23 protein-coding genes are annotated in these 23,611 nt (G+C 64.6%); 14 read left to right on the forward strand and 9 right to left on the reverse strand.

Features of this window, described 5'->3' with window-relative positions:
• The first annotated feature begins 96 nt into the window (after positions 1-96).
• From P9273_RS25780 to P9273_RS25790, 3 genes are all read left to right on the forward strand, one after another.
• On the forward strand, positions 97-858 hold the full coding sequence (locus P9273_RS25780) for a GGDEF domain-containing protein (protein WP_278051301.1): 762 nt from the start codon (positions 97-99) through the stop codon (positions 856-858).
• 166 nt (positions 859-1,024) lie between these two features.
• The gene (locus P9273_RS25785; RefSeq protein WP_278051302.1) at positions 1,025-1,198 is read left to right on the forward strand and encodes a hypothetical protein; all 174 of its coding nucleotides are present in this window, start codon (positions 1,025-1,027) and stop codon (positions 1,196-1,198) included.
• Positions 1,195-2,634 carry a GMC oxidoreductase gene (locus tag P9273_RS25790; RefSeq protein ID WP_278051303.1) on the forward strand — a complete coding sequence of 480 codons (1,440 nt, stop codon included), beginning with the start codon at positions 1,195-1,197 and terminating at the stop codon, positions 2,632-2,634. Before P9273_RS25785 ends, P9273_RS25790 begins: the two co-directional genes overlap by 4 nt.
• 81 nt (positions 2,635-2,715) lie before the next feature.
• Here P9273_RS25790 and P9273_RS25795 read toward each other — a convergent pair whose 3' ends face one another.
• Positions 2,716-2,883, reverse strand: a complete 168-nt coding sequence (locus P9273_RS25795; protein ID WP_181170310.1) for a hypothetical protein — start codon at positions 2,881-2,883, stop codon at positions 2,716-2,718.
• A gap of 94 nt (positions 2,884-2,977) precedes the next feature.
• Here P9273_RS25795 and P9273_RS25800 point away from each other — a divergent pair, with 94 nt between their 5' ends.
• Positions 2,978-3,466, forward strand: a complete 489-nt coding sequence (locus P9273_RS25800) for a MarR family winged helix-turn-helix transcriptional regulator (RefSeq protein ID WP_278051304.1) — start codon at positions 2,978-2,980, stop codon at positions 3,464-3,466.
• 78 nt (positions 3,467-3,544) lie between these two features.
• Here P9273_RS25800 and phhA read toward each other — a convergent pair whose 3' ends face one another.
• Positions 3,545-4,381: a phenylalanine 4-monooxygenase gene (gene phhA / locus P9273_RS25805; RefSeq protein ID WP_278051305.1), complete on the reverse strand. Its 837-nt coding sequence runs from the start codon at positions 4,379-4,381 to the stop codon at positions 3,545-3,547.
• A gap of 135 nt (positions 4,382-4,516) precedes the next feature.
• On the opposite strand from phhA, the gene P9273_RS25810 reads away from it, so the two are divergent.
• Both P9273_RS25810 and bchE read left to right on the forward strand, forming a co-directional pair.
• Positions 4,517-4,993, forward strand: a complete 477-nt coding sequence (locus tag P9273_RS25810) for an Lrp/AsnC family transcriptional regulator (protein WP_040984916.1) — start codon at positions 4,517-4,519, stop codon at positions 4,991-4,993.
• A 103-nt stretch (positions 4,994-5,096) separates the two neighbouring features.
• On the forward strand, positions 5,097-6,647 hold the full coding sequence (bchE, locus tag P9273_RS25815; protein WP_278051306.1) for a magnesium-protoporphyrin IX monomethyl ester anaerobic oxidative cyclase: 1,551 nt from the start codon (positions 5,097-5,099) through the stop codon (positions 6,645-6,647).
• A gap of 42 nt (positions 6,648-6,689) precedes the next feature.
• Here bchE and argB read toward each other — a convergent pair whose 3' ends face one another.
• Positions 6,690-7,583: an acetylglutamate kinase gene (argB, locus tag P9273_RS25820; protein ID WP_278051307.1), complete on the reverse strand. Its 894-nt coding sequence runs from the start codon at positions 7,581-7,583 to the stop codon at positions 6,690-6,692.
• 100 nt (positions 7,584-7,683) lie between these two features.
• A complete protein-coding gene (locus P9273_RS25825) occupies positions 7,684-9,180 on the reverse strand; it encodes an amidase (protein ID WP_278051308.1) in 1,497 nt (498 codons plus the stop codon).
• A 147-nt stretch (positions 9,181-9,327) separates the two neighbouring features.
• Between P9273_RS25825 and P9273_RS25830 the strand changes: the two genes are divergently transcribed.
• The 4 genes from P9273_RS25830 (at position 9,328) to msrB (ending at position 12,101) form a co-directional block, all read left to right on the forward strand.
• Positions 9,328-9,867, forward strand: coding sequence for a sigma-70 family RNA polymerase sigma factor (locus tag P9273_RS25830; RefSeq protein WP_278051309.1), 540 nt, complete (start codon positions 9,328-9,330; stop codon positions 9,865-9,867).
• Positions 9,864-10,580, forward strand: a complete 717-nt coding sequence (locus P9273_RS25835; protein ID WP_278051310.1) for an anti-sigma factor — start codon at positions 9,864-9,866, stop codon at positions 10,578-10,580. The genes P9273_RS25830 and P9273_RS25835 overlap by 4 nt, the downstream gene beginning before the upstream one ends.
• Before the next feature lie 205 nt (positions 10,581-10,785).
• Positions 10,786-11,343 (forward strand): fasciclin domain-containing protein, encoded by a 558-nt coding sequence (locus tag P9273_RS25840; protein WP_278051311.1) that lies wholly within the window; start codon positions 10,786-10,788, stop codon positions 11,341-11,343.
• A gap of 254 nt (positions 11,344-11,597) precedes the next feature.
• Entirely contained in the window at positions 11,598-12,101 is a 504-nt protein-coding gene (msrB, locus tag P9273_RS25845) for a peptide-methionine (R)-S-oxide reductase MsrB (RefSeq protein WP_278051312.1), read from the forward strand.
• 93 nt (positions 12,102-12,194) lie between these two features.
• Here msrB and P9273_RS25850 read toward each other — a convergent pair whose 3' ends face one another.
• Together P9273_RS25850 and P9273_RS25855 are read right to left on the reverse strand one after the other, a co-directional pair.
• Complete coding sequence (locus tag P9273_RS25850; protein WP_278051313.1) at positions 12,195-13,811, reverse strand: DHA2 family efflux MFS transporter permease subunit; 1,617 nt, start codon at positions 13,809-13,811, stop codon at positions 12,195-12,197.
• Positions 13,812-13,950: 139 nt separating this feature from the next.
• Positions 13,951-15,144, reverse strand: a complete 1,194-nt coding sequence (locus P9273_RS25855) for an HlyD family secretion protein (RefSeq protein ID WP_278051314.1) — start codon at positions 15,142-15,144, stop codon at positions 13,951-13,953.
• A 131-nt stretch (positions 15,145-15,275) separates the two neighbouring features.
• Here P9273_RS25855 and P9273_RS25860 point away from each other — a divergent pair, with 131 nt between their 5' ends.
• Together P9273_RS25860 and P9273_RS25865 are read left to right on the forward strand one after the other, a co-directional pair.
• Positions 15,276-15,974, forward strand: coding sequence for a TetR/AcrR family transcriptional regulator (locus P9273_RS25860; protein ID WP_278051315.1), 699 nt, complete (start codon positions 15,276-15,278; stop codon positions 15,972-15,974).
• Positions 15,975-16,195: 221 nt separating this feature from the next.
• Positions 16,196-18,673, forward strand: coding sequence for a DNA translocase FtsK (locus P9273_RS25865; RefSeq protein ID WP_442920261.1), 2,478 nt, complete (start codon positions 16,196-16,198; stop codon positions 18,671-18,673).
• 30 nt (positions 18,674-18,703) lie between these two features.
• Here P9273_RS25865 and yihA read toward each other — a convergent pair whose 3' ends face one another.
• From yihA to P9273_RS25880, 3 genes are all read right to left on the reverse strand, one after another.
• Positions 18,704-19,339 (reverse strand): ribosome biogenesis GTP-binding protein YihA/YsxC, encoded by a 636-nt coding sequence (yihA, locus tag P9273_RS25870; RefSeq protein WP_278051339.1) that lies wholly within the window; start codon positions 19,337-19,339, stop codon positions 18,704-18,706.
• A gap of 47 nt (positions 19,340-19,386) precedes the next feature.
• A complete protein-coding gene (locus P9273_RS25875) occupies positions 19,387-20,025 on the reverse strand; it encodes a CatB-related O-acetyltransferase (protein WP_278051317.1) in 639 nt (212 codons plus the stop codon).
• A 143-nt stretch (positions 20,026-20,168) separates the two neighbouring features.
• Positions 20,169-20,483, reverse strand: a complete 315-nt coding sequence (locus P9273_RS25880; protein ID WP_278051318.1) for a hypothetical protein — start codon at positions 20,481-20,483, stop codon at positions 20,169-20,171.
• Positions 20,484-20,772: 289 nt separating this feature from the next.
• Here P9273_RS25880 and P9273_RS25885 point away from each other — a divergent pair, with 289 nt between their 5' ends.
• Positions 20,773-22,068: an HlyD family secretion protein gene (locus P9273_RS25885; protein WP_278051319.1), complete on the forward strand. Its 1,296-nt coding sequence runs from the start codon at positions 20,773-20,775 to the stop codon at positions 22,066-22,068.
• On the forward strand, positions 22,065-23,609 hold the full coding sequence (locus P9273_RS25890; protein ID WP_278051320.1) for a DHA2 family efflux MFS transporter permease subunit: 1,545 nt from the start codon (positions 22,065-22,067) through the stop codon (positions 23,607-23,609). Before P9273_RS25885 ends, P9273_RS25890 begins: the two co-directional genes overlap by 4 nt.
• The last annotated feature ends 2 nt before the right edge of the window (positions 23,610-23,611 follow it).

The raw sequence follows: 23,611 nt of genomic DNA on the forward strand, positions 1-23,611 counted from the left end.
AAGGGTGAAAATGGCGTCTCGCTTCAAATTTTAAAAGTCTCGGAAAGGTCGCCTTTAACGCTTGCTGGCACAGAAGCTCTCCGTTGGGAGCAAATGATGAGTCGCATATTTCTGAAGGCCGCTGCCGTGGCATTCGCCTCGGTCGCCGTCTCGCTGTCGTTGACGTTGATCGTGGTTCCGGCAATGGGCTTTCCGATGAGCCGTACCGTCTGGCTGGCGTCGACGGTCTGCCCGCTCATGCTCGCCTGGGCCGCCAGCGCCGGCAGCTTCTGGCAGAGCGACCGGTTGCAGAATGCCCATCGCGAGCTTGCCCGGGCCCACGCGCAGCTCGCTGCGGCGCACCGGCGCCTGTCGGAAAAGGCGAGCCGCGACGACATGACCGGCATGCTCAACCGCGAAACCTTTTTTGCCGCGCTCGACGGGTCGCGGCGCAAGAGCGATCGCGGCGCGCTGCTCATCATCGACGCCGATCACTTCAAGAGGATCAACGACAGCTACGGTCATTTGACGGGAGACGAAGCGCTGCTCCTGATCGCCGGCGCCATCGAGCGCGGTGTCCGCAGCGGTGACATTCTGGGCCGCATCGGCGGCGAGGAATTCGCGGCCTTCCTGGTCGGCGCCAGCGAACCGGAAGCCAAGCATGTCGCCGAACGCATCCGCCGCGAGGTCGAGCTTATCCGTTTCCGCCCCGTCGACGAGCGCACCGTGCCGCTCACCGTCTCGATCGGCGGCATAAGCTGCGGCGAGAGCGCGACGGTTTCCGATTTGATGCGTGCCGCCGATCGCAGGCTTTACGAGGCCAAGAACCGCGGCCGCAATCTTTCGATCCTCGGCCGCGAGCTTCCTGAAGCGGCATGAAGCCTCGCCGCGGGCGTTAGGAAAGCCCTAACCATGTCCGTATTCAACCGCGCTGAACTTGCCGGTGTAACGCCGTTTTCACTTGGGTTTGGCACGGATTTGGCTTTCTCGGCGGCATGTGTGCCGTTCAGGAACGGCATGCGTGGATCCTATCGAGAGGCGTGTCATGAGCAGGTTCATAAGCAAAATGTCGCGCCGCGCGATCGTGCAGGCACTGATCGCGTTGCCCACGCTGTCGCTATTCCGCATCCGGCCGGCCCTTGCTGACCCTGACGAGATCGATCCCGATGAGATCGTCGAGATCAATGGCTGGATCCTGCGGCGGAGCGATCTCGCATGATCTTCGACAGTTGCGAAGCCTATAACCAGGCCGGCTTCAAACCCAAGGTCTGCATCCTCGGCTCCGGTCCGGCCGGCACGACGATCGCCAGGAAGCTTGGCGCCGCCGGCATTCCGGTCGTCGTGCTCGAGGCGGGCTCGCGCGAATTCAGCGACGACTCGCAGGATTTCTACCGTGGCAAGACGGTCGGCGATTTCTACTTCGACCTCGACATCACCAGGCTGCGGTTCATGGGCGGCTCGTCCAACCATTGGGCCGGCTGGTGCCGCGTGCTCGACAAACAGGATTTCGAGCCGAAGGCCTGGGTGCCGGACACCGGCTGGCCGATCAGCCGCGCCGACATCGAGCCCTATCTTGGCGAAGTCCATGACATCCTCGAGCTTCCGGCGTTCCGTCCGGACGTCCCGGTTTCGGACGACATCCGCTGGGTTCAATTGATCAAGAGCCCCGCGGTGCGCTTCGGCGAGAAATTCGCAGACGAGCTCGACAAGAGCAGGAACATCGCTGTCGTGCTCAACACCTACGCGACCGAGCTTACCGGCGACGGTAAGCGCGTCACCGGCGCGAAGCTCTGGTCGAACGGGCAGGATGCCGGCACCTTCAGCGCGGACTATTTCGTCATTTGCACCGGCGGGCTGGAGAACTCGCGGCTGCTGTTGTGGTCGAATGAACGTTCGAACGGCGGCGTGGTGCCGAACGCGGCGGCGCTCGGCCGCTACTGGATGGAGCACCCAACCTTCCAGGGCGGCAACGCCATTCTCGCCAATTACTCGGAGTTCGAGGTCGACGCCTCGAACGAAGCCTTCTTCTCGCCGACGCTTGCCGCAATGGAACGGCTGCAGATCATGAATTTCGGCATCCGCCTGATCGAGAGCCCCTATCCCAATGTCAAGAAGCTGATCGCCGACCTCGCCTGCACCGCGCCCAACATGGCGGAGTGGATGTCGTCCCAACTGGATCAGAGGCTGCGTTGCGCCGCACAGCTCTATGTCGCCTGGGAGCAGGCGCCGCTCGCCTCGAACCGGGTCGAGCTGTCGAAGACCGACGTCGATCACGCCGGCGTGCCGCGCATCGAACTGCACTGGAAGAAGTCGCCGCTCGAGCGCCGAACCCTGCTGGAGGGACTGAAGTTGTTCGGGGCGACGATGGCGCGGAAGAATCTCGGTCGCGTCCGCATCGACGAGTGGATCAGCAATGGCGGCGACTACCCGACCAATGAGGAGACGGCGGGCCACCACCATATGGGTGGCACCCGCATGGGAACCGATGTCCTGAAGAGCGTCGTCGACGCCAATTGCAAGGTGCATGGCATGGACAATCTCTATGTCGGCGGTTCCTCAGTGTTCTGCACGTCGGGCCAGTGCAACCCCACCACCACCATCACCGCGCTCGCCTGCCGGCTGGGCGAGCATCTCGGCAAGGTGATTGCCGTCTGATCTCAAAACGCCGGCGGCGCCGGCGCCTGGAATGGCAACCGGCGCCGCCCTGGCGCGCCTTTTGGAGAATTGCGAGCTCGCCTACAGTCCGTAAACGGCCACGCGCACCAGCACGGCCGCGGCGGCAAGCGCCACCAGCAGAATGCCAAGGCCGATGGGCGAGCCCCAGCCATACCATTCCATCGCCAGCTTGGCGTATTTGTATTCCTCCTCGTTCGAGAGAGGAGTGCGCTGTTGAATCAAGCTCATTGTTTGCTCCTTGTCGGCGACTTTGCCCTTGCCCTGCAAAAGTGCCATCGCATATTGATACGATAGTCTGAGTGTTAGACAGATTAATAATTAGATGATCGAAATAAATTCGTCAAGCAGGAAACGCGATGAAATGACCCGGGCCGTCGGCCTCGCCGTCATGCGCTGGCAGGACGCCGTTCAGGCCTATGACGAAGCGGTGGGCGCGCGGCTGGGGCTGATCGCGGCCGAGCGGCATTGCCTAGGCCTGCTTCATGCCGGGCCGCAATCGGCGGGCGCCGTGGCGGCGGCAACGGGACTGACGCCGGCGGCGGTGACGGCGCTGATCGACCGCCTGGAGGCGCGCGGCTACGTCACCCGGACCCGCAGCCTTCAGGACAGGCGCAAGGTGGTGATCGAGGCGACCGAACTGACCAAGGAGCTGTCGGCGCGCTATTACGGCACGATCGCGCGCGAGGGCGAGAAGGTGGTGGCGAGCTTCGGCGATGCCGAGCTCGCGACAGTGCTGCGCTTCGTCAACGCTGCGCTCGACCTGCAGAACGAGCAGTTGGCAAGGATCAAGGCGGAGCCCGAAAAGGCTTGATCGGCAAAAAGCGAGAGGCGGCTCAGCCGCCTGTCGGCAGCTGAACCGCCCTGAATGTCGGTTGGGCGAAAACCGACCTCAGACCGTCGTCGGGTCCAGCGCCGGCTGGCCCTTGAACCGCGCCACGATGCCGGCGAGGTCGCCCTTGGCGAAAGCATCGCGCAGCGCATCAAAGGACGGCAGCACGAAATAGGCGCGCTGGAACTTGTCGATCTCGTAGCCGGTGCGCATCACCGTCTCGAGGTCGAACGGCACATGATGGGCATCCTTGCTCTCGACCGCGAATTGCAGTTCGGTGAAGGACGACATCAGCCCGGCGCCGAAGGCCTTCAACGGCTGCCCGGCCTCCTGGATGAGGCCGTATTCGGCGCTGTACCAGTAGAGCCTCGTGATCATCTCGTCGCCGCCGAGCGCGATCACGTCCTCGGCCTTCTGGCCATACATCTGCATGAAATCAGCGAACACCGGCTGGGTCAGGATCGGCACATGGCCGAAGAAATCGTGGAACATGTCCGGCTCGACGATGTAGTCGAGCTCCTTTTCCTTCCGCAGCCAGTTGGTGACCGGGAAGCGCCGGTTGGCGAGATGGTCGAAGAACGGGCCGGCCGGGATCAGGCCGGGCACCGCGACGATCTTCCAGCCGGTCAGGCTGGTGAGCTTCTCGCTGACCTCGTCGAAATCCGGAATCCGGTCGAGCAGGCCGAGCGCGGCGACGCCATCCAGATAGGAATGGTGCGCGAGCTTCTTGGTCAGCTTCGTCTGACGGTCGCACAGCGTGCGCCACACCGCCTGTTCCTCGGCGGAATAGTCGTAGCCCTGCGCCACGGTGAAATCGCTGCGGCACACCGAATAGTCGCCGCGAAGGCCCTGCGCCGCGCATTCGGCGGCGTAATCGGCAACGCTGATCGTCATCATATCCTCCTCAAGATCGTGATCCGCGGATCGTGAAGAAGAGTGTAGGAGCGATCGCTGAGGCAAATCAGCCTTGTTTGTAGCTCGGTGGCGAATTTTGAGGTAAAAGCACTCCAATCAACGCGAGATCAGGAAGACATGCCTCAGTTCGACGATTTCGAGATCAAGATGCTCGACATCCTCCAGCGCGACGGCCGCAAGCCTGTCTCGGAGCTGGCGCAGGAGATCGGCCTGTCGACCACCCCTTGCGCGCGCCGCTTCGAAGCCTTGCAGGAAACCGGCATCATCAAGGGCTTTGCCGCCGTGCTCAGCCGCCGCGCCGTAGGCCTCACCGTCGAGGTGTTCATCCAGGTGCGGTTGGTCAGCCACAGCGATGGCTCACCTGAAAGTTTTATAGCCGCCGTCCAGCGCATGGACGAGGTCTCGTCCTGCTGGACGATGACCGGCGACCACGATTTCCTGCTGCATGTCATGGTGCCGTCGGTCGACGATCTGAACGCCTTCGTCATGCACCGGCTGATGCGGCTGCCCGGCGTGCGCGACGTTCATACGCAACTCGTGCTGCAGAACATCAAGGGCCCCGGTCATGTGCCGCTCAGCCATCTGCGGCGCTGATCCGGTCAAATCTGGCGAAAAGCTGCGTGGAAACTGCTGAACCGCGCCAAGGCGGCTTCGGCATCGGCCTCTAGCACAAGCGGACCCAATATGGAGGTCCGCCATGAACATCGTGCTGATCAATCCGCCGCACACCGCAATCGGCAGCCGCGTGCCCGACGACCATCTGCCGCCGCTCGGGCTTTTGGCGATCGGCGGGCCGCTGATCGATTCCGGCCATCAGGTGCGCCTGGTCGATGCCGAGTTCGGGCCGATGCCGCTTGGCACGCTGGTCGACGAGGCCCTGAGCGGTGATCCGGACTTCGTGCTGATCGGCCATTCCGGCTCGACCTCGGCGCATCCGACGGCCTTGAGCATCGCCGAAATGATCAAGGCGCGCGCGTCGGGCGTCACCGTCATCTATGGCGGCGTCTTCCCGACCTATCACTGGCGCGACATTCTCGCCGCGACCGACGTCTTTGACTTCATCGTGCGCGGCGAGGGCGAGGCGACCGCGACGGCGCTGGTCGAGGCGATCGAGATGCGCCAGCCGGTGGGAAGTGTCGCCGGCATCGCCTATCGCGACGATCTCGGCCGTCCTGTCGCGACGCAGGCGGCCATGACGATTGCCGATCTCGACGCTTATCGCGTCGGCTGGGAGCTGATCGATCATCGCCGCTACTCCTATTGGGGCGGCAAGCGGGCGGTGGTCATGCAGTTCTCGCGCGGCTGCCCGCATCTGTGCAATTATTGCGGCCAGCGCGGCTTCTGGACCCGCTGGCGCCATCGCGACCCTGTCAAATTCGCCAAGGAGATCGCCTGGCTCCATCGCGAGCACGGCGTCGAGCTGATCAACCTGGCAGACGAGAACCCGACCTCCTCGAAGAAGGCCTGGCGCGCCTTTCTCGACGCCATGATCGCCGAGAACGTGCCGGTGCTGATCGTCGGCTCGACCCGCGCCGACGACATCGTGCGCGATGCCGATATCCTGCACCTCTACCGCAAGGCCGGTGTTATCCGCTGGCTGCTCGGCATGGAAAACACCGACGAGCAAACCCTGTCGCTGATCCGCAAGGGCGGCAGCACCAAGTCGGATCGCGAGGCGATCCGGCTGCTCCGCCGGCACGGCATATTGTCGATGGCGACCTGGGTCGCCGGCTTCGAGGACGAGACCTTGCGCGACCTCTGGCGCGGCTTCCGCCAGCTCATCGCTTATGATCCCGACCAGATCCAGGCGCTCTATGTCACGCCGCATCGCTGGACGCCGTTCTTCCGCATCGCGCGCGACCGCAAGGTGATCCAGAAGGACGTGCGCCTCTGGGATTACAAGCACCAGGTTCTGCATATGACCCGGCTGAAGCCGTGGATGCTGTTCTTCGCCGTCAAGCTGATCGAGGTCGCGGTGCAGTCGCGGCCGAAGGCGCTGGCGCGCATCCTCTTCCACCCCGATCCCGAGCAGCGTCATTCGATGCGCTGGTACACGAAGATGGGCCGCCGCGTCTGGTTCCGCGAGGTCTGGAGTTTCCTGATCCACGATCGCCGCGCCACGGACGGCCCGACGCTCGCCGAGTTCTGGGGCGCGCCGCAGGACGCCGAAGAGGAATCGATGATCGTCCGGCAGCCGGCGCGAAAGCCGGCCATAGTCATTGAAGGTCAGGGAAAGTTAGCCGGCTGAATAGGGCGGCTCACCGCCTGCGGAAACGGTGAACTTACCTTCTTACGGAACGATCAACGTGCCGGCGCCGTGCTCAGTGAAGAGCTCGAGCAGCACCGAATGCGGCGTCTTGCCGTTGAGGATGACGACGCCCTCGACGCCGCGCTCGATCGCCTCGATGCAGGTTTCGACCTTCGGAATCATGCCGCCCGACACCGTGCCGTCCTTGATCAGCGCCTTGGCCTCGGCGACGGTCAGCTCGTCGATCAGCTTCTTGTCCTTGTCGAGCACGCCCGGCACATCGGTGAGGAAGAGCAGGCGCGAGGCCCGGCACGCGCCGGCGATCGCACCGGCGAACGTGTCGGCGTTGATGTTGTAGGTGTGGCCGTCACGGCCGGGCGCCACCGGCGCCAGCACCGGGATCATTTCCGAGCGCGCAAGAAGGTCGAGCAGCGTGCGGTCGACCTCGACCGGCTCGCCGACGAAGCCGAGATCGAGCACCCGCTCGATGTTGGAATCGGGGTCGATCATGGTCTTGCGCGCCTTCTCGGCGAACACCATGTTGCCGTCCTTGCCGCAGAGCCCGATTGCCCACTCGCCCTCGGCGTTGATCAGCGCCACGATCTCCTTGTTAATCGAGCCGGCCAGCACCATCTCGACGATCTCGACCGTCTTCTGGTCGGTGACGCGCAGGCCGCCCTCGAACTTGGATTCGATGCCCATCTTGGTGAGCATCGCGCCGATCTGCGGCCCGCCGCCATGCACGACGATCGGGTTGACGCCGGACTGTTTCAGAAGCGCGATGTCGCGGGCAAAGGCCTTGCCGAGCTCGGTATCGCCCATGGCATGGCCGCCATATTTCACCACCACCGTCTTGTTCTCGTAGCGCTGCATATAAGGCAGCGCGCGCGAGAGCAGCGCGGCCTGCATTTCGGCGTTGGCGGCGACGTCCGTCATCGATGTGATCCCGGCTTCTAGGAAAGGACGGCGGGGTCTTAGCGGGAATTGGAGCGGGCCGCAAACGGCTTTGCGGTCACAATGACGAAATCGACAGACCTTAGCTCGGCACCTTGAGCGGCGCGCGCCGCTTCAGCCATCCTGAAAGCTTCTCCATCTGCGCGGCGAAGGACAACAGCGTCTCCTCGTCGCCGGGCCGGCCGGCGGCCTGGATGCCGAGCGGAAGGCCGGCCGCCGTGACGTGCACCGGCAGCTCGATCGAGGGCTGGCCGCTGACATTCTGGATCGCAGGCCAGTGCGTGAACCACAGGCTCTTGTCCATCAGCTGGCCGAAGAACGACTTGACCTTGAGCAGGCTTGTCAGATGCAATTTGTCGAGCAGGTTCTCGAGGAACTCGTCGGCGCCCTTGGGATCCATTGAGCCGCAGGCCAAAGGCGGATGCGCGATGATCGGCATCAGCACGGCGTCGAACCGCGCCGTCTCTTCGATCAGCCGCCGCGCCGTGGCGTTGAGCCGCTGCACGCTTTCATAGACTTCGCCGGCGGACAGCATTTCACCAAGCCGGGTCAGCACGCGGGTCGCGCGCTCGACCTCGCCGGTTACCGGCCGGCCGACGCGCTGCGCCTCGGCCCGCATCGTCCCGGCAACGGCGGAGGCGACACTCCGGCAGAAATCGGCGATGAAGTCGCGGCCGATGAAAGGCATCTCGATCTCTTCCACCGTGTGGCCGCCTTCGCGCGCCAACGCCACCGCCGTGTCGAGCGCCTGGAGCGTCTCGGCCGAGATCGGCAGGCCGAGCGGCGACTTGCGATAGACGGCGAGGCTGAGCCTGCCCGGGTCGCGCGCCGCGGCGACCGCGAAGAAACCTTGCGGCGCGCGCGCCGCGTAGGGCGAGAGCGGATCGGCGCCATGGGTAAGGTCGAGCAGCAGCGCGGTATCGCGCACCGAGCGGCTGACGGCGTGGTCGACGACCATGCCGTACCAGCTTTCGCTGACCAGCGGCGTCAGCGGCACGCGGCCGCGCGAGGTCTTCAGGCCGACCAGCCCGCTGCAGGCCGAGGGCACGCGGATCGAGCCGCCGCCGTCGGAAGCATGCGCCGCCGGCACCACGCCCGCCGCCACCAGCGCGGCGGCGCCGCCGGACGAGCCGCCCGTGGTGTGGCCTGTGTTCCAAGGGTTGCGGGTGATGCCGAAGCGGGCCGACTCCGTCATCAGCCTCAGCCCATGCTCGGGTGAGGTGCTGGTGGCAACCGGGATCAGCCCGGCGGCGAGATAGCGCTCGACCATCACCGAGTTGAAATCCGCCGTGAAAGGCGGGATGCGGCTGCCGCCATGGATCGGCACGCCCTTGATGCCGATGCCGAGATCCTTGAGCGCGAAGGGCACGCCGGCCAGCGGCAGCGTGCGGTCGACGGTCTTCGCTCGTGCCCGCGCGGCGTCGTAAAGCGGTGTGGCGATCGCATTGATGTCGGGCCTTGTCGCCTCGGCGCGCGCGATCGCCGCGTCGACCAGCTCCTGTGGCGCGATTTCCCCTTTGTGGACGAGCTCGGCAAGGCCGGTCGCATCCTGTTCCCAAAGCACGCGCTCGATCGACATCGCCGCATCCCCTCGTTTGCCAAAACCTATCGCATGAAGCTGCAGATCGAAATCGGGATTCGATAGAACCAACGGCACGGCAATCTTCGGCGGACAAAGCCTTGGGCGGCCCGTTGCAATTAAATCGCGATCTTCTAATTTGCCGCCATGGGGCCGCAGGACATCAGCAAGCTGATCGTCCGGACTTCGATGAAGGACCGGACTGCGTTCGATCTGCTCTACAAGCAGACCAGCGGGAAACTTTTCGGCGTTTGCCTTCGTGTCTTGAGGGACCAGGGAGATGCGGAAGAAGCGCTGCAGGAGGTGTTCGTCAAGATCTGGACGAAAGCAGACCGTTTCGCGGTTTCCGATCTGAGCCCGATTTCCTGGCTGGTGGCCATTGCGCGCAACCATGCGATCGATCGCATCAGGGCGCGGCGCAGTCCTTCCGCCGACATCGACGCGGCCCTCGACGTCGCCGATCCCGCGCCGGGCCCTGAGGCCATGGCTGTCGTGGGCGGCGAGGTCGAACGCATCCACCATTGCCTTGACGAGTTGGAGAAAGACCGGGCGGCGGCCGTCCGAGGCGCCTATCTGAGCGGCGAAAGCTATGCCGAGCTGGCTGAACGCTTCAAGGTTCCGCTGAACACGATGCGGACCTGGCTGCGGCGAAGCCTGCTCAAACTGAGAGAATGCCTGGAAAGATGACGCTGGCGGAAGACGACGGACCGGAACGTGGAGGCGACGACCTGCTCGCCGCTGAATATGTTCTCGGCGTCCTGCCAGCCGACGAGCGCCAGGTCGCGTCTCGCCGCATCGATACGGAGGCGGCTTTCGCCCGCCTGGTCGATGCCTGGGAGGTGCGCTTCGCGCCGATGGCCGCCGCCTATGCCGCGGTCGAGCCGCCGGCTTCGGTCAAGGCAGCGATCGACGGGCGCCTGTTTGCAGCGTCCGCGTCCACTGCGACCGGCGGCGGCCTGTGGACGAGCCTTGCCTTCTGGCGCGGCCTCGCCGCCGCCGCCATTGCGGCTTTGGCCGTCTATGTCGCCCTGCTTTACGTCAATCCGCCGGTCCGGCCGCCCGAGACCAGGCTGGTCGCGTCGCTCACCGCCGACAACAGCAACGTCAAATACCTCGCCGTCTATGACGCCGCCCGCCATGAGGTCGGCCTGTCGCTGGTCTCCGGCGATCGCGGCGCCGGCAAGGATTTCGAATTGTGGATGATCGAGGGCAAGAACGCGCCGGTCTCGATGGGCGTCATCCCCGCCGGCCAGACCGTGCGCATGGCGGTCGCGCCCGCCATCCAGCGGAAGCTCGCGCAAGGCGCCGTGCTCGCTGTCAGCCTCGAGCCTTCGGGCGGCTCGCCGACCGGCCAGCCGACCGGCCCGGTCGTCGCTGCAGGTGATTTGAAGGGCATCTGATCCCACGCGGCATCATCAAAGATAAATGGAAGTCTATCTCCCGCCTTTTGGCGGGATGGAGGAATCCGCCACCGCCATGGGCCACGGCAGTGAAATAAACCGAATGAAGCAAAATCTCTCGACCTCCGTGAAACTAACTTTTTTGAAGCCCGTATCTCCTCGCGTTCCCAAACACGGGACGAAACAACCAGAGGAGACTGACATCATGCGTAAAATCGCCACCCTTTTGCTTGCCTCTACGCTCGGCTTTTCCGCGGCCGGCGTCGTTGCCTATGCCGCCAATCCGATGGTCGGCGGGGCGCCGATGTATGCCAAGAAAAACATCATCGAGAACGCCGTCAATTCGAAGGACCACACCACGCTGGTCGCCGCCGTCAAAGCCGCCGGCCTCGTCGACACGCTGCAGGGCGCGGGCCCCTTCACCGTCTTCGCGCCGACCAACGAAGCCTTCGCGGCGCTGCCCGCCGGCACGGTCGACACGCTGCTCAAGCCCGAGAACAAGGATAAGCTGACCAAGGTGCTCACCTGCCATGTCATCGCCGCCAAGGCGCTGGCAGCCGATGTCGCCAAGATGGCCAAGGCCGATGGCGGCGCGCACCAGGTCAAGACGGTCGGCGGCTGCGAGCTGACGCTGAAGACCGAGAAGGGCAAGGTCACCGTGACCGACGAGAACGGTAATGTCGCTCACGTCACCATCGCCGATGTCCGCCAGTCGAACGGCGTCATCCACGTCATCGACAAGGTTCTCTTGCCCAAGATGTAACAAAGCGGGCCGAAGATGTAACAAAGCGGGCATGCCCGGCGAAGCATGGCTGAGCGCCGGCCGCGACATCCAAGATCCGCGCCGCCGGCAAGAGTGCTCCGCGTTGTCCCGCAAGGGGCGCGCGGAGCAGCAATTCCAGCAAGGCACGAAGGGGTTTTTCGTCTGGAAGTGCTCAACATGACGGATAGCGCGTCACCGGCTTTTGATTTCCGGGCGGCGCTCTATCTTGGCAAAATGCATCAGGAGGAACGGCCATGAACCGTCGCGATTTTCTCTGGAGCGGGGCAGCCGCCACCGCTCTCATCGTCGGATCCGGAGCGATGCTGCGCGCCGGCGGACCGAAGCCCGCTCTGGCCGCCGAAATCTTCGAGGTCACCAAGACCGATGCCGAATGGCACGCCATCCTCTCCGACGCTGCCTTCGACGTGCTGCGCAAGCAGGGCACGGAATATCCGGGCACCAGCCCGCTGCTCAACGAGCACCGCAAGGGCATCTTCGCCTGCGCCGGCTGCGACCTGCCGGTCTATTCGTCCGAGACGAAGTTCGATTCCGGGACCGGCTGGCCGAGCTTCTGGCAGGAGATCCCCAATTCCATCGGCAAGACCGAGGACCGCACACTCGGCATGGTTCGCACCGAGGTGCATTGCCGGCGCTGCGGCGGGCATCTCGGCCATGTCTTCGATGACGGCCCGCCGCCCACCGGGCTGCGCCATTGCATCAACGGCGTGGCGCTGAGCTTCAAGCCGGCCGCTGCCTGAGAGGACTGGGATCTGTCCAAAGAAATGACCCCGGAAATCGTCACCGATTTCCGGGGTCACGCGTTGAGGTAGCCAGGCGGGGGTTCCGGCTCCTCAATGACCTCCGCCGCCACCGCCGCGCTGCTGCGCCGGCTTGTTGATGAACAGCACGAAAAATCCGAGCGAGGCGAACAGCACGGTCAACATCATGAACACATCCATGAAGGACAAAAGCGCTGCCTGCTGCTGCACCATGCCGGACAGCTTCGAAATGGCGGCGGTCGTTGCGTCGAGACCGGCGTTTTGCTGGAAGGTCAGGGTCATGTTCTGCAGCTTGGTTTGCGCGGCCTCGCTGCCCCACTGCACATGCTCCGAAAGCCTTGCATAGTGAAAGGCATTGCGGTCGATCAGCACCGTGTTGATGACTGCCAGGCCGACGGCGCCGCCGAGATTGCGGGTCAGGTTGAACAGGCCCGACGCATTCTTCAGCCGCTCCGGCGGCAAGGTGCCGAGCGCGATGTTGTTGATCGGCACCATGCACAGCATCATCGAGCAGCCGCGAAGGATCTGCGGGATCAAGAGCTCATAGAAATCCCAGTCGGCGGTGAGATGCGTCATCCACCAGGTGCCGGTGGCGAAGCCCAGGAAGCCGATCATCATCATCAGCCTAAGATCGATCTTGTTCGACAGGATGCCGGCGACCGGCGCGGTGAAGAACATCGCCAGGCCGCTGACGAACAGCGCCTCGCCGATCATCATCGAATCGTAGCCACGGATACGCCCGAGGAACACCGGATAGAGGTAGGTCAACCCGTAAAGGCCGATGCCGACGACGAAGGAGAACAGCGAGCCGAAGGCGAAGTTGACGTTGCTGAAGGCCCTGAGATCGACGATCGGCTCCTCGGCGGTGAAGACGCGCCAGAAGAAGATGACGCCGCCGATGGTCATGATCACGGCGCAGATGAAGACGGCCTGTTCCTGCAGCCAGTCATGGTTCGGACCTTCCTCCAGCACATATTCCATGCAGCCGAGGAAGGCGGCCATGCCGATCAGGCCCCACCAGTCGAATTTGGAGAACAGTTTCAGGTTGGGCTTGTCGAAGTCGATCAGCGACCAGGCAGCCGTCGCCACCAGGATGCCGGGCACGACATTGATCAGGAACAGCCAGTGCCAGGACATGGCATGGCTGATATAGCCGCCCACCGTCGGGCCGATCGTCGGCGCCAGCGTCGCCACCAGGCCGATCATCGGCGAGACGACGGCGCGCCTGGAAGGCGGGAAGATGGTGAAGGCAGCCGCGAAGACGCTCGGGATCATGCCGCCGCCGATGAAGCCCTGTATAGCGCGGTAGACGATCATCTGGTCGATATTGGTGGCGGTAGCGGCGAGCGCGCTGGCCGCGGTGAAGCCGGCCGCCGCGGTAGTGAACAGCACTCGCGTCGACAGCATGCGGCTGAGGAAGCCCGACAGCGGGATCATCACCACCTCGGCGATCAGATAGGCGGTCTGCACCCACGGGATCTCGTCGGAGCTGGCGCTCAGGCCCGCCTGGATCTCGGCGAGCGAGGCCGACACGATCTGGATGTCGAGGATCGCCATGAACATGCCGAACACCATCGCCAGGAAGGCGACGACGCGGCGCACAGGCATATGGTCCGCGGGCAGGGCCGGCGCGGCGGCAGCGACCGGGCGTCCCGGCAGTGCTCCTGCGGTGATGGTTGCGGTTGCCATGTCATGGCCTCCCTAAGCAATTCTCGATGACCAGCGTGGCGGTCCGGAATTGCGTCGAAACAGATGGTTGGAGCGCGTCTCCCGCTCCGAAACAGGCTGGGCGGCTCGGCGCTCGAATGGCCACCGAACCGCCCCCCAATCAGTTGGCCGTCGAGGCCGGCGCTGTGCGGCTGTCGACTGCGACGACGACGCTCAAGCCGGCGCGCAGCTTGCCGGTCTTCAAGACGTCGGCCGGCACGTCGATGCGCACGGGCACGCGCTGCACCACCTTGGTGAAGTTGCCGGTGGCGTTTTCCGGTGGCAGCAGCGAGAACACCGCGCCCGAAGCCGGCGCCAGCGAGGAGACCGTGCCTTCGAAGGTCTGGCCGTCGATCGCGTCGACGGTGATGCGGACCTTCTCGCCGGGCACCATGCGGCCGAGCTGCGTCTCCTTGAAGTTGCCGACGATGTAGAGCTTGTCCATCGGCACGACGACGGCGAGCTTCTGGCCGGGGCTGACGAGGTCGCCCTGCTCGACCGAGCGGTTGCCGACGACGCCGTCATAGGGCGCCTTCAGCACGGTGAAGGAGAGGTCGCGCTGGGCCTTGTCGCGGGTGAGCTGCAGCGAGGCGAGCGTCGAGGCCGATTCCGCGCGCTGCGCTTCCAGCACGCCGATATTGGCCTGAGCCGCCGCGATCTGCGCATCGGCGCCGACAAGGGCCGCCTTGGCCTGGTCGAGCGCGGTCTGCGCGTCATCGAGCTGCGCCTGCGTGCCGACATGGGTCTTGAGAAGCTGCGCCGCGCGCAGCTGGGCGCGCGCCGCATTGTCGGCCGCGGCCTGGTCTGCGACCTTCTGCGCCTCAGCCTGCGACAGCGAGGCCCGGGCCGCCTTGGTCTGAGCGTCGATGCGGTCGAGCGTCTTGCTCAATGTGGCGATCTGCGCCTCGGCCTGGGCGACCGCGATCTTGTAGTCGCCATTGTCGATGACGAACAGCGGATCGCCGGCCTTGACCTTCTGGTTCTCGCTCACCAGCACCTTGTCGATATAGCCGGATATTTTCGGCGACACGAACGACATATCGGCCTGGACATAGGCATCGTCGGTGGAGATCATGAACCGGCCGTCGGTCCAATAGTTATACCCATACCAGGATCCGGCGCCGAGCAGGGCGAGGCCGATGATTGGCAGCAGGAAGGAACGGGCCGAGCGCTTTTTCTTGGCGGGCGCCTCGGCCGCGGGCGTCGCAGCCGGAGCGGCGGGCTGGACAGGAACTTCCGGCGCTTCGGTCGACGGCTGGACCTTGGCGTTGGGAAACGTGCGGACTTCGGCGGTGGCGGGCGCGTTCGAGGACATGGGTATCTCTCTGGATGTCAGTCAGACTGAACCGTTCGGTTCGAATTGGTGATTGACATAGCGCGGAAAGAGGACCATATCAAGAGGAAATCGAACCGAGTGGTTCGAAATATTTTCAAGGAATGACTTCCATGGTCGAAACGACAGCCGATAGCGATCTGCTCGACTTGCGCAAGGGTCGTCCGGCGGCCGGGCAGGACCCGGTCAAGCGTGCTCAGATCATCGAAGGCGCGCGCCGCGTTTTCATAGACAAAGGCTTCGAAGCCGCCTCAATGAACGATATCACGCGCGAGGCCGGCGTCTCCAAGGGCACGATCTACGTCTATTTCCAAAACAAGGAAGAGCTGTTCGAGGCTCTCATCGAGGAAGAGCGCGGCACCATCTTCAAGAACATGTATGAGGTGCTCGACCATTTCGACGACCTGCGCAACACGCTGGTGAAATTCGGCATGGGGCTCTCCGCCAAGATCACCTCGGCCAAGGTCATCCAGGCCCAGCGCACAGTGGTCGGCGCGTCCGACCGGATACCCGAGCTTGGCGCGCGTTTTTACGAGCGCGGCCCGAAACGCGGCCACGACAAGGTCATGGCCTTCCTCAACGAAGCCGTCGAGCGCGGCCTGCTCGAGATCGACGATGTCGATCTTGCCGCCTATCAGTTCACCGAGCTTTGCCTTGCCGGCCTGTTCCGCCAGTGCATCTTTTCCTACCGCACCAAGGCGCCGAGCCAGGCGGAGATCGAACATGTCGTGAAATCCGGCGTCGACGTCTTCCTTAAGGCCTACGGCACGGAAAAATTTCTCGCCGAGGAAATGGCGCTGCAATCGGCCTGACCGCCCTTGGGGCACGCTAATCCCAAAGCGTGCAAAGCAGGCCAAAGGGCCGTGGCGCGGCGTTGAAGGCGCGGGCGTGGCGGCCGAACGCAACGTCGTCGAGATCGTCCACCGACCCCTCTCAAAATGTCGATTGGCTTCGTCCGGCAGGCGCTGTCGGAAGGACCTGTTAACCATCGCTTCCTATGTCTCGGGAGACGTTCAATCGGCGAGTCTCGAGAATGACATCCATGCGTTTCCCCCGTGCCAATCTTTCCGGCGCCTCCGCCTATCAGGGCGACGACGATCATCGCGCGGACGGGCGCCGTGGCGGGGTTCCGCAGGCGCAGGCGGGCCAGGTGGTCGCGTTGCGCGTCGCCCCGGCCAGCGAATCGGATGCCGCTCGCAACGCATCGCCCGATTCGGCCAATGGCGGCGAATTCAGCCGCCCGGCTTGGCAGGATTATTTCTTCCTCGCGCCCAATGTGCGGTTCACCCGCACGCCGGACACCGATCTCTCCAGGCGGGCCGCCCCGCAAGAAGATACCGCGCAGGCTAAGCCAGCCGCCCGCGAGCCCGTCCGGCCAGCGTCGCCGGCTCCGGCGCCAGCCGCTCCGGTCCGGAAAAGTCCTGCCGCCTCCGCCGCTCCCGCCGTGGCGCCGATGCAAACCAGGCCGCTCCGCGCACCATCCGCAGTCGCCCCTGTCACTATCTCGCCCCCTCCGTCCGCGCCGCCTCTGGCCGCCGCCGCTCCGACGCCAAAACCGCGTCCGAGCGGACTGCGCTGGTCCTATCTTTCCGATCATGCCTTCTTCGAATTCGGCATGCCTTTCCTCGCCGAGCGCCTGGCACGGGCGCGCCTGAACGAGGCGGGGCAGGCGCCGGCCGTTCCGGCGCAGCCACCATTGGTGCAGCCGATACCGGCGCAGCGTCCGGCCTCACCGGAGATCCAGCCCCGTGCCGCCTTCCTGGGCGAGGTGACGTCGTTTTACCGGGTCATCGAATGGCGCTCCAGCGCGGCGAACGCGGGGCCTTCTCCGGCGCCTGCCCTCCCGGCCGTCGAGCCGAGCCCTGTCGAACCCGCGCCGGTTTCCGCTCCGTCGAGCGCAAGGACGGTCAGGCAGGCGCCGTCGCTGCCCATGGCCGGTGAGGTCGCGCCGCTGTCCGCGATGGCCGGCTACGAGCTTCCCTCCGAGGATCTGCTGCAGATGCCGCCGGAAGGCCAGGGCTTCTACATGTCGCAGGAGCGCATGGAGCAGAATGCCGACCTGCTCGAAAGCGTGCTGGAGGATTTCGGCGTCAAGGGCGAGATCATCCATGTCCGCCCCGGTCCCGTCGTCACGCTCTACGAGTTCGAGCCGGCGCCGGGCGTGAAATCCAGCCGCGTCATCGGTCTGGCCGACGACATCGCCCGCTCGATGTCGGCCATCTCGGCGCGCGTCGCCGTGGTGCCGGGCCGCAATGTCATCGGAATCGAGCTGCCCAACGAGACGCGCGAGACGGTCTATTTCCGCGAGCTGATCGGATCGGCCGGCTTCCGCAACACCTCCTGCAAACTGGCGCTCGGCCTCGGCAAGACGATCGGCGGCGAACCGGTCATAGCCGAGCTCGCCAAGATGCCGCATCTGCTGGTGGCGGGCACCACCGGTTCCGGCAAGTCGGTTGCCATCAACACCATGATCCTGTCGCTGCTCTACCGGATGAAGCCGGAAGAATGCCGCTTGATCATGGTCGATCCCAAGATGCTGGAGCTTTCCGTCTATGACGGCATCCCGCATCTTCTGACGCCGGTTGTCACCGATCCCAAGAAGGCCGTCACGGCACTCAAATGGGCGGTGCGTGAGATGGAGGACCGCTACCGCAAGATGGCGCGCCTCGGCGTGCGCAACATCGACGGCTACAACCAGCGCGCGGCGAGCGCCCGCGACAAGGGCGAGGTCGTGACCATGCAGGTGCAGACCGGCTTCGAGAAGGGCACCGGCGAGCCGCTGTTCGAGGAGCGCGCGATCGACTTGGCGCCCATGCCCTATATCGTGATCATCGTCGACGAGATGGCCGACCTGATGATGGTCGCCGGCAAGGAGATCGAAGGCGCCATCCAGCGCCTGGCGCAGATGGCCCGCGCCGCGGGGATCCATCTGATCATGGCGACGCAACGCCCGTCCGTCGACGTCATCACCGGCACGATCAAGGCCAATTTCCCAACCCGCATCTCCTTCCAGGTGACGTCGAAGATCGACAGCCGCACGATCCTCGGCGAGCAGGGCGCCGAGCAGCTGCTCGGCCAGGGCGATATGCTGCACATGGCCGGCGGCGGGCGCATTTCGCGCGTGCACGGCCCCTTCGTTTCCGACCTGGAGGTCGAGCACGTCGTGGCGCATCTGAAGGCGCAGGGACGTCCCGAATACCTCGACACCGTCACCGCCGACGAGGAAGAGGCCGAAGAAGCAGCCGATACCGGCGCGGTCTTCGACAAAAGCGCCATCGCAGAGGAGGACGGCGACGCCCTCTATGAGGAAGCCATCAAGGTGGTCAAGCGCGACAAGAAGTGCTCGACTTCTTATATCCAGCGCCGCCTCGGCGTCGGCTACAACCGTGCTGCTTCCCTGGTCGAGCGCATGGAGAAGGAAGGCCTGGTCGGCGCTCCCAATCATGTCGGCAAGCGCGAGATCCTCACCGGCCGGCGCGATCGCGAGCCGGAACGTGAAGAGATGGATTGATCCCGACGGGCCGTTCCTGGAACGGCGGCATCAGCCGCCGTTCGCCACCAGGACGATCGCCGCGCGCAGCTCGTCCAGCCCGGCGGCTTTTTCCGACGAGGTGGCTAGCACCGCCGGAAACGCCGCCGGCCGCTTCTTGATCTTGGCAAGCGTCTCCTCGATCAGCCTCGGCACGCCGGCGGCCTTGATCTTGTCGGTCTTGGTCAGCACCACCTGATAGGACACCGCCGCCTTGTCGAGCAGGGTGAGCACTTCCTCGTCCTTGGCCTTGATGCCGTGGCGGGCGTCGATCAGCACATAGACGCGCTTCAGCGTCACGCGGCCCTGCAGATACTCGTAGATCAGCTTGGTCCATTGATCGACCTTGTCCTTCGGCGCGCTGGCGTAGCCGTAGCCGGGCATGTCGACCAGCGCCATCGGCGGCAGGTCGGCGCCTTCGCCGGAGAACCCGTCCGGCACGAAATAGTTGAGCTCCTGCGTGCGCCCCGGCGTGTTCGAGGTGCGCGCCAGGCCCTTATGCCCGACCAGCGCGTTGATCAGCGACGACTTGCCGACATTGGAACGGCCGGCGAAAGCGATCTCCGGCGGTCCTTCCGGCGGCAGGAACTTCATCGACGGCACGCCCCGGATGAAGATCCAGCCGCGGGTGAACAGCTCCGGGCTGATCGCCGTCTCGCTCGTGCTCTTGCCGTTCGTCGTTTTTTCGGGCGCGTTCAAACCGCCGCCTCCAGTTTTGCAATGTCTGCGCCACGGATGGCGTTGAGGTTGCGGCTGATCTTGTCGACCGGCCAGTCCCACCACGCGGCCTTCAAAAGCCGCCGCACCGTGAATTCGTCGAAGCGCATCTTCACTATCTTTGCCGGGTTGCCGGCGACGATCGCATAAGGCGGCACATCGTGCGTGACAACCGATTTCGCCGCCACGATGGCGCCGTCGCCCACTTTCACGCCCGGCATGATCGCCGCGTCCATGCCGATCCACACATCATTTTCGATGATCGTGTCGCCGCGGATCTCCTTCGACCAGCTCTGCGGATCAAAACCTTCTTCCCAGCCATGGCCGAAGATGTTGAACGGATAGGTCGAGAAGCCGGACATGGCGTGGTTGGCGCCGTTCATGATGAAACGCGCGCCTTCCGCGATGGCGCAGAACTTGCCGATCACCAGCCGGTCGCCGATGAAGTCGTAGTGGTGCAGCACGCATTTTTCGGCGAATTTGTCGGGACCGTCCGGATCGTCGTAATAGGTGAAGTCGCCGACCTCGATGTTGGGCGACGTCACCAGCCCCTTCAGGAAGCCGACGCGCGGATGCATCGCGATCGGATGCTTGATGTTGGGATTGGGTCCGGTCATCGCGATCCCTCCATGGCTGGAGCAATTCCAGGAAAAGTGTGAGCGGTTTTCCGTCAGGAATTGCGTAAAAACAGAGAGACAGCGCGTTCCGGCGCGGTCGATCTCCGATCAAACTAACGTGATCCGCCTGCGGCACCAACTGTTCAATGCCTGCCGCGGCAGATCACGATCGGGTTGGAAAGGGCGCTGTCGAAGCCGCTGCCCTGATAGACCTCGACGTTCGACGCTCCGGGCGGAAGCGAGAAGCTGCCTTCGACGATTTGCTGCTCGCCCGTCGTTGTGTGCAGGGCCCAGCTGAAGGTGCAGAATTGCGGCGGCGCCTTGGGTTGCACGTGGCTGCAATTGAGCTGCGCGCCGCCCAGCATGGCCGCTCCGCCGCAACTTACCGCCTCCTTCGCGGCGGCTGGAAAAGCGTATCCCATGAGCAGCGCCAGCATGGCGATCTTGAGCCGGTTCATCGTCTGGTCCTTGCCCTGACCGCAGGCCGCCCGGGCCGGGTTCTGGCCTATGCGATATTTTCACCAAGCGCCTTAGTCGGTCTTGCGCTCCGCGTCCAGCAGGATTATGTGCATGATGATAATAAGCATGCTCACGAAAAGTTGTCGCCGACTCGCTGACCTCCCATGTCCACCTCGCCCACCCTCAGCTTCGTGCTGCACGAAGCCGCGCGCCTTTTCGGAACACGCTTGACCAATTGCAATCTGCTCGAGGCCTGCATTCAGCCGGCCGTCGACCGGGAGAAAGTCCATGTCTGAAGGAACCTCATCCAGAAAGCCCGCCGACGGAGAAAATGCCGGCGAAAGAGTAAGCGACCAGGTCATTCGCCTGGACAGCCAGCGCGAGCAAAGGCGCGGCAACAATCCGCCTGTCGTCGAAGACGATGAGCTGGAAGCGCCCGTGGCGCCGGAGCCGGCGACGCTGGAGGCGCCCTCGGCGCAACCGAAGCCGGCTTCAGTCACGGTGGCTCCGCCCGCTCCCGCAAAGCCGCGCCGCAGCCTGACGCGGCCGATCTTGTTCGCGCTGCTGCCCGTCGCGCTGGTCGCCGGCGGCTACTACTATGTCGTCGGCGGCCAGGTCATGACCACCGACAATGCCTATATCCAGGCGCAGTCGCTCGGCGTTTCCACCGATGTCTCCGGTACCGTGCAGGAGATCGACGTGCACGACAATCAGGCGGTGAAGAAGGGCGACGTGCTCTTCCGCCTGCGGCCTGCCTCCTTCGAGACCGCGCTCGCGGGCGCCAAGGCGCAGCTCGGCACCGTGCGCAACCAGGTGCTGACGCTGCAGGCGAGCTATCAGCAGTCGCTGGCGGCGATCGAACAGGCCGAGGCCGACATTCCCTATTACGAGTCGGCCTTCCAGCGTCAGCAGGACCTGCTCAAGACCTCGACCGCCTCCAAGGCGACCTTCGACAGCGCCCAGCATGATCTCATAGCCGCCCGCCAGAAGGTGACCGTCGCGAACGCGCAGGCGCAAGCGATGCTTGCCCAGCTCGGCGGCGACGCCAGCCAGCCGGTCGAGCAGAACCCCTTCTATTTGCAGGCCCGGTCGGCGGTGGACGACGCCCAGCGCAACCTCAACGATTCCGTCGTCAAGGCGCCGTTCGACGGCATCGTCACCAATGTCGACGCGCTGCAGGTCGGCAAATACCTGCCGGCTTCGCAGCCGGCCTTCAGCCTGGTGTCGTCGACCGACATCTGGATCGCCGCCGAACCCAAGGAAACCGAGCTCACCTATGTGCATCCCGGCCAGAAGGCGACGATCAGCATCGACGCCTATCCGGGCGAGGTCTGGCACGGCACCGTCGGCTCGATCAGCCCGGCTTCCTCGTCCAGCTTCTCGCTGCTGCCGGCGCAGAACACCAGCGGCAACTGGGTCAAGGTCGTGCAGCGCATCCCGATGCGCGTGACGATCGACGATCCGGACGGCAAGCCGCCGCTGCGCGGCGGCATGAGCGCGGTCGTCAGCATCGACACCGGCCATGCCCGCGGCCTGCCGGATTTCGTCACCGATCTCCTCGAGCGTCTCGGACACAAGTCATGACGACGGCTTCCGCGACAGGCGCGCCCGCGGTCGCCAATCGCGGCGCCATCACCGCTTGCGTGATCCTGGCGGTCATCATGCAGGCGCTGGACACCACCATCGCCAATGTGGCGCTGCCCTATATCCAGGGCAGCGTCTCGGCCAGCGCCGACCAGATCAACTGGGTGCTCACCTCCTATATCGTCGCCGCCGCGGTGATGACGCCGCCGTCGGGCTATCTCGCCAACCGCTTCGGCCGCAAGCGCATCCTTTTGGTGGCGATCACCGGCTTCGTGGTCGCTTCGGTGCTGTGCGGCTTCGCGCAGTCGCTGCCGCAGATCGTCGGCTTCCGCCTGCTGCAGGGCCTGTTCGGCGCAGCACTCGTGCCGCTGTCGCAGTCGATCCTGCTCGACATCTACAGCGTCGAGGAGCGCGGCTCGGCCATGGCGCTGTTCGGCGTCTCGGTCATGGTCGGGCCGGTGCTCGGCCCGGTCATCGGCGGCTGGCTGACCGAGAACGTCTCCTGGCGCTGGGTTTTCTACATCAACGTGCCGATCGGCGCGCTGGCCTTTATCGGCGTTTCGATGTTCGTCCAGGAAACCAAGCTCGACCTCAAGGCCAGGCTCGACTGGCTGGGCTTCGGCATGCTCAGCGTCGCCATCGCCTCGCTGCAGATGTTCCTCGACCGCGGCGAGCAGCTCAACTGGTTTTCCTCGGCCGAGATCATCGTCGAGGCGCTGGTCTGCGCGTCGGCCTTCTACATCTTCATCGTCCACACCTTCACCGCGCGCGACACTTTCGTGAACCCGCGGCTGTTCCTTGACCGCAACTTTTCCGTCGGCATGATCTTCATCTTCATCATCGGCATCACCTATCTCGCTTCGCTGGCGCTGATGACGCCCTATCTGCAGACGCTGATGGGCTATCCGGTGGTGACGGCCGGTATCGTCATGGGGCCGCGCGGCCTCGGCACCATGGCCTGCATGTTCGTGGTCGGCCGCCTCGTAGGCAAGGTCGACACGCGCTGGCTGCTGTTCATCGGCCTCGCCATCACCGCCTGGGCGATGTACGACATGACCGGCTGGACGCCGGATGTCTCGCAATGGACGATCATCAGCACCGGCTTCATCCAGGGCGCCGGCCTCGGCTTCCTGTTCGTGCCGCTCACCACCATCACCTTCGCCACGCTGGCGCCGGAGCGGCGCGCGGAAGGCACGGGTCTCTACAATCTGTCGCGCAACATCGGCTCCAGCGTCGGCATCTCGGTCGTCACCGCGCTTTTGACGCAGAACCAGCAGATCAACCACGCCAACATCGCCGACTATGTGACGCCCTACAATCCGGCGTTCAGCGATCCGGCGATCTCGCAGGCGCTGAGCCCTTACACCGCCGCCGGCCGCGCCGCGCTCGACGGCCTCGTCACCCTGCAGGCGACGATCATCAGCTATATCGACGATTTCAAGTTGATGATGATCCTGTCCCTGGCCGCCATCCCGCTGGTGCTTCTGCTGCGCAAGCCCGGAACGCCGGCCCAGATCGATCACAGCGCGGTCATGGAATGAGG

The sequence above is a fragment of the Mesorhizobium sp. WSM4935 genome (genome assembly GCF_029625735.1).
In the GTDB taxonomy this organism is placed as follows: Bacteria; Pseudomonadota; Alphaproteobacteria; order Rhizobiales; family Rhizobiaceae; genus Mesorhizobium.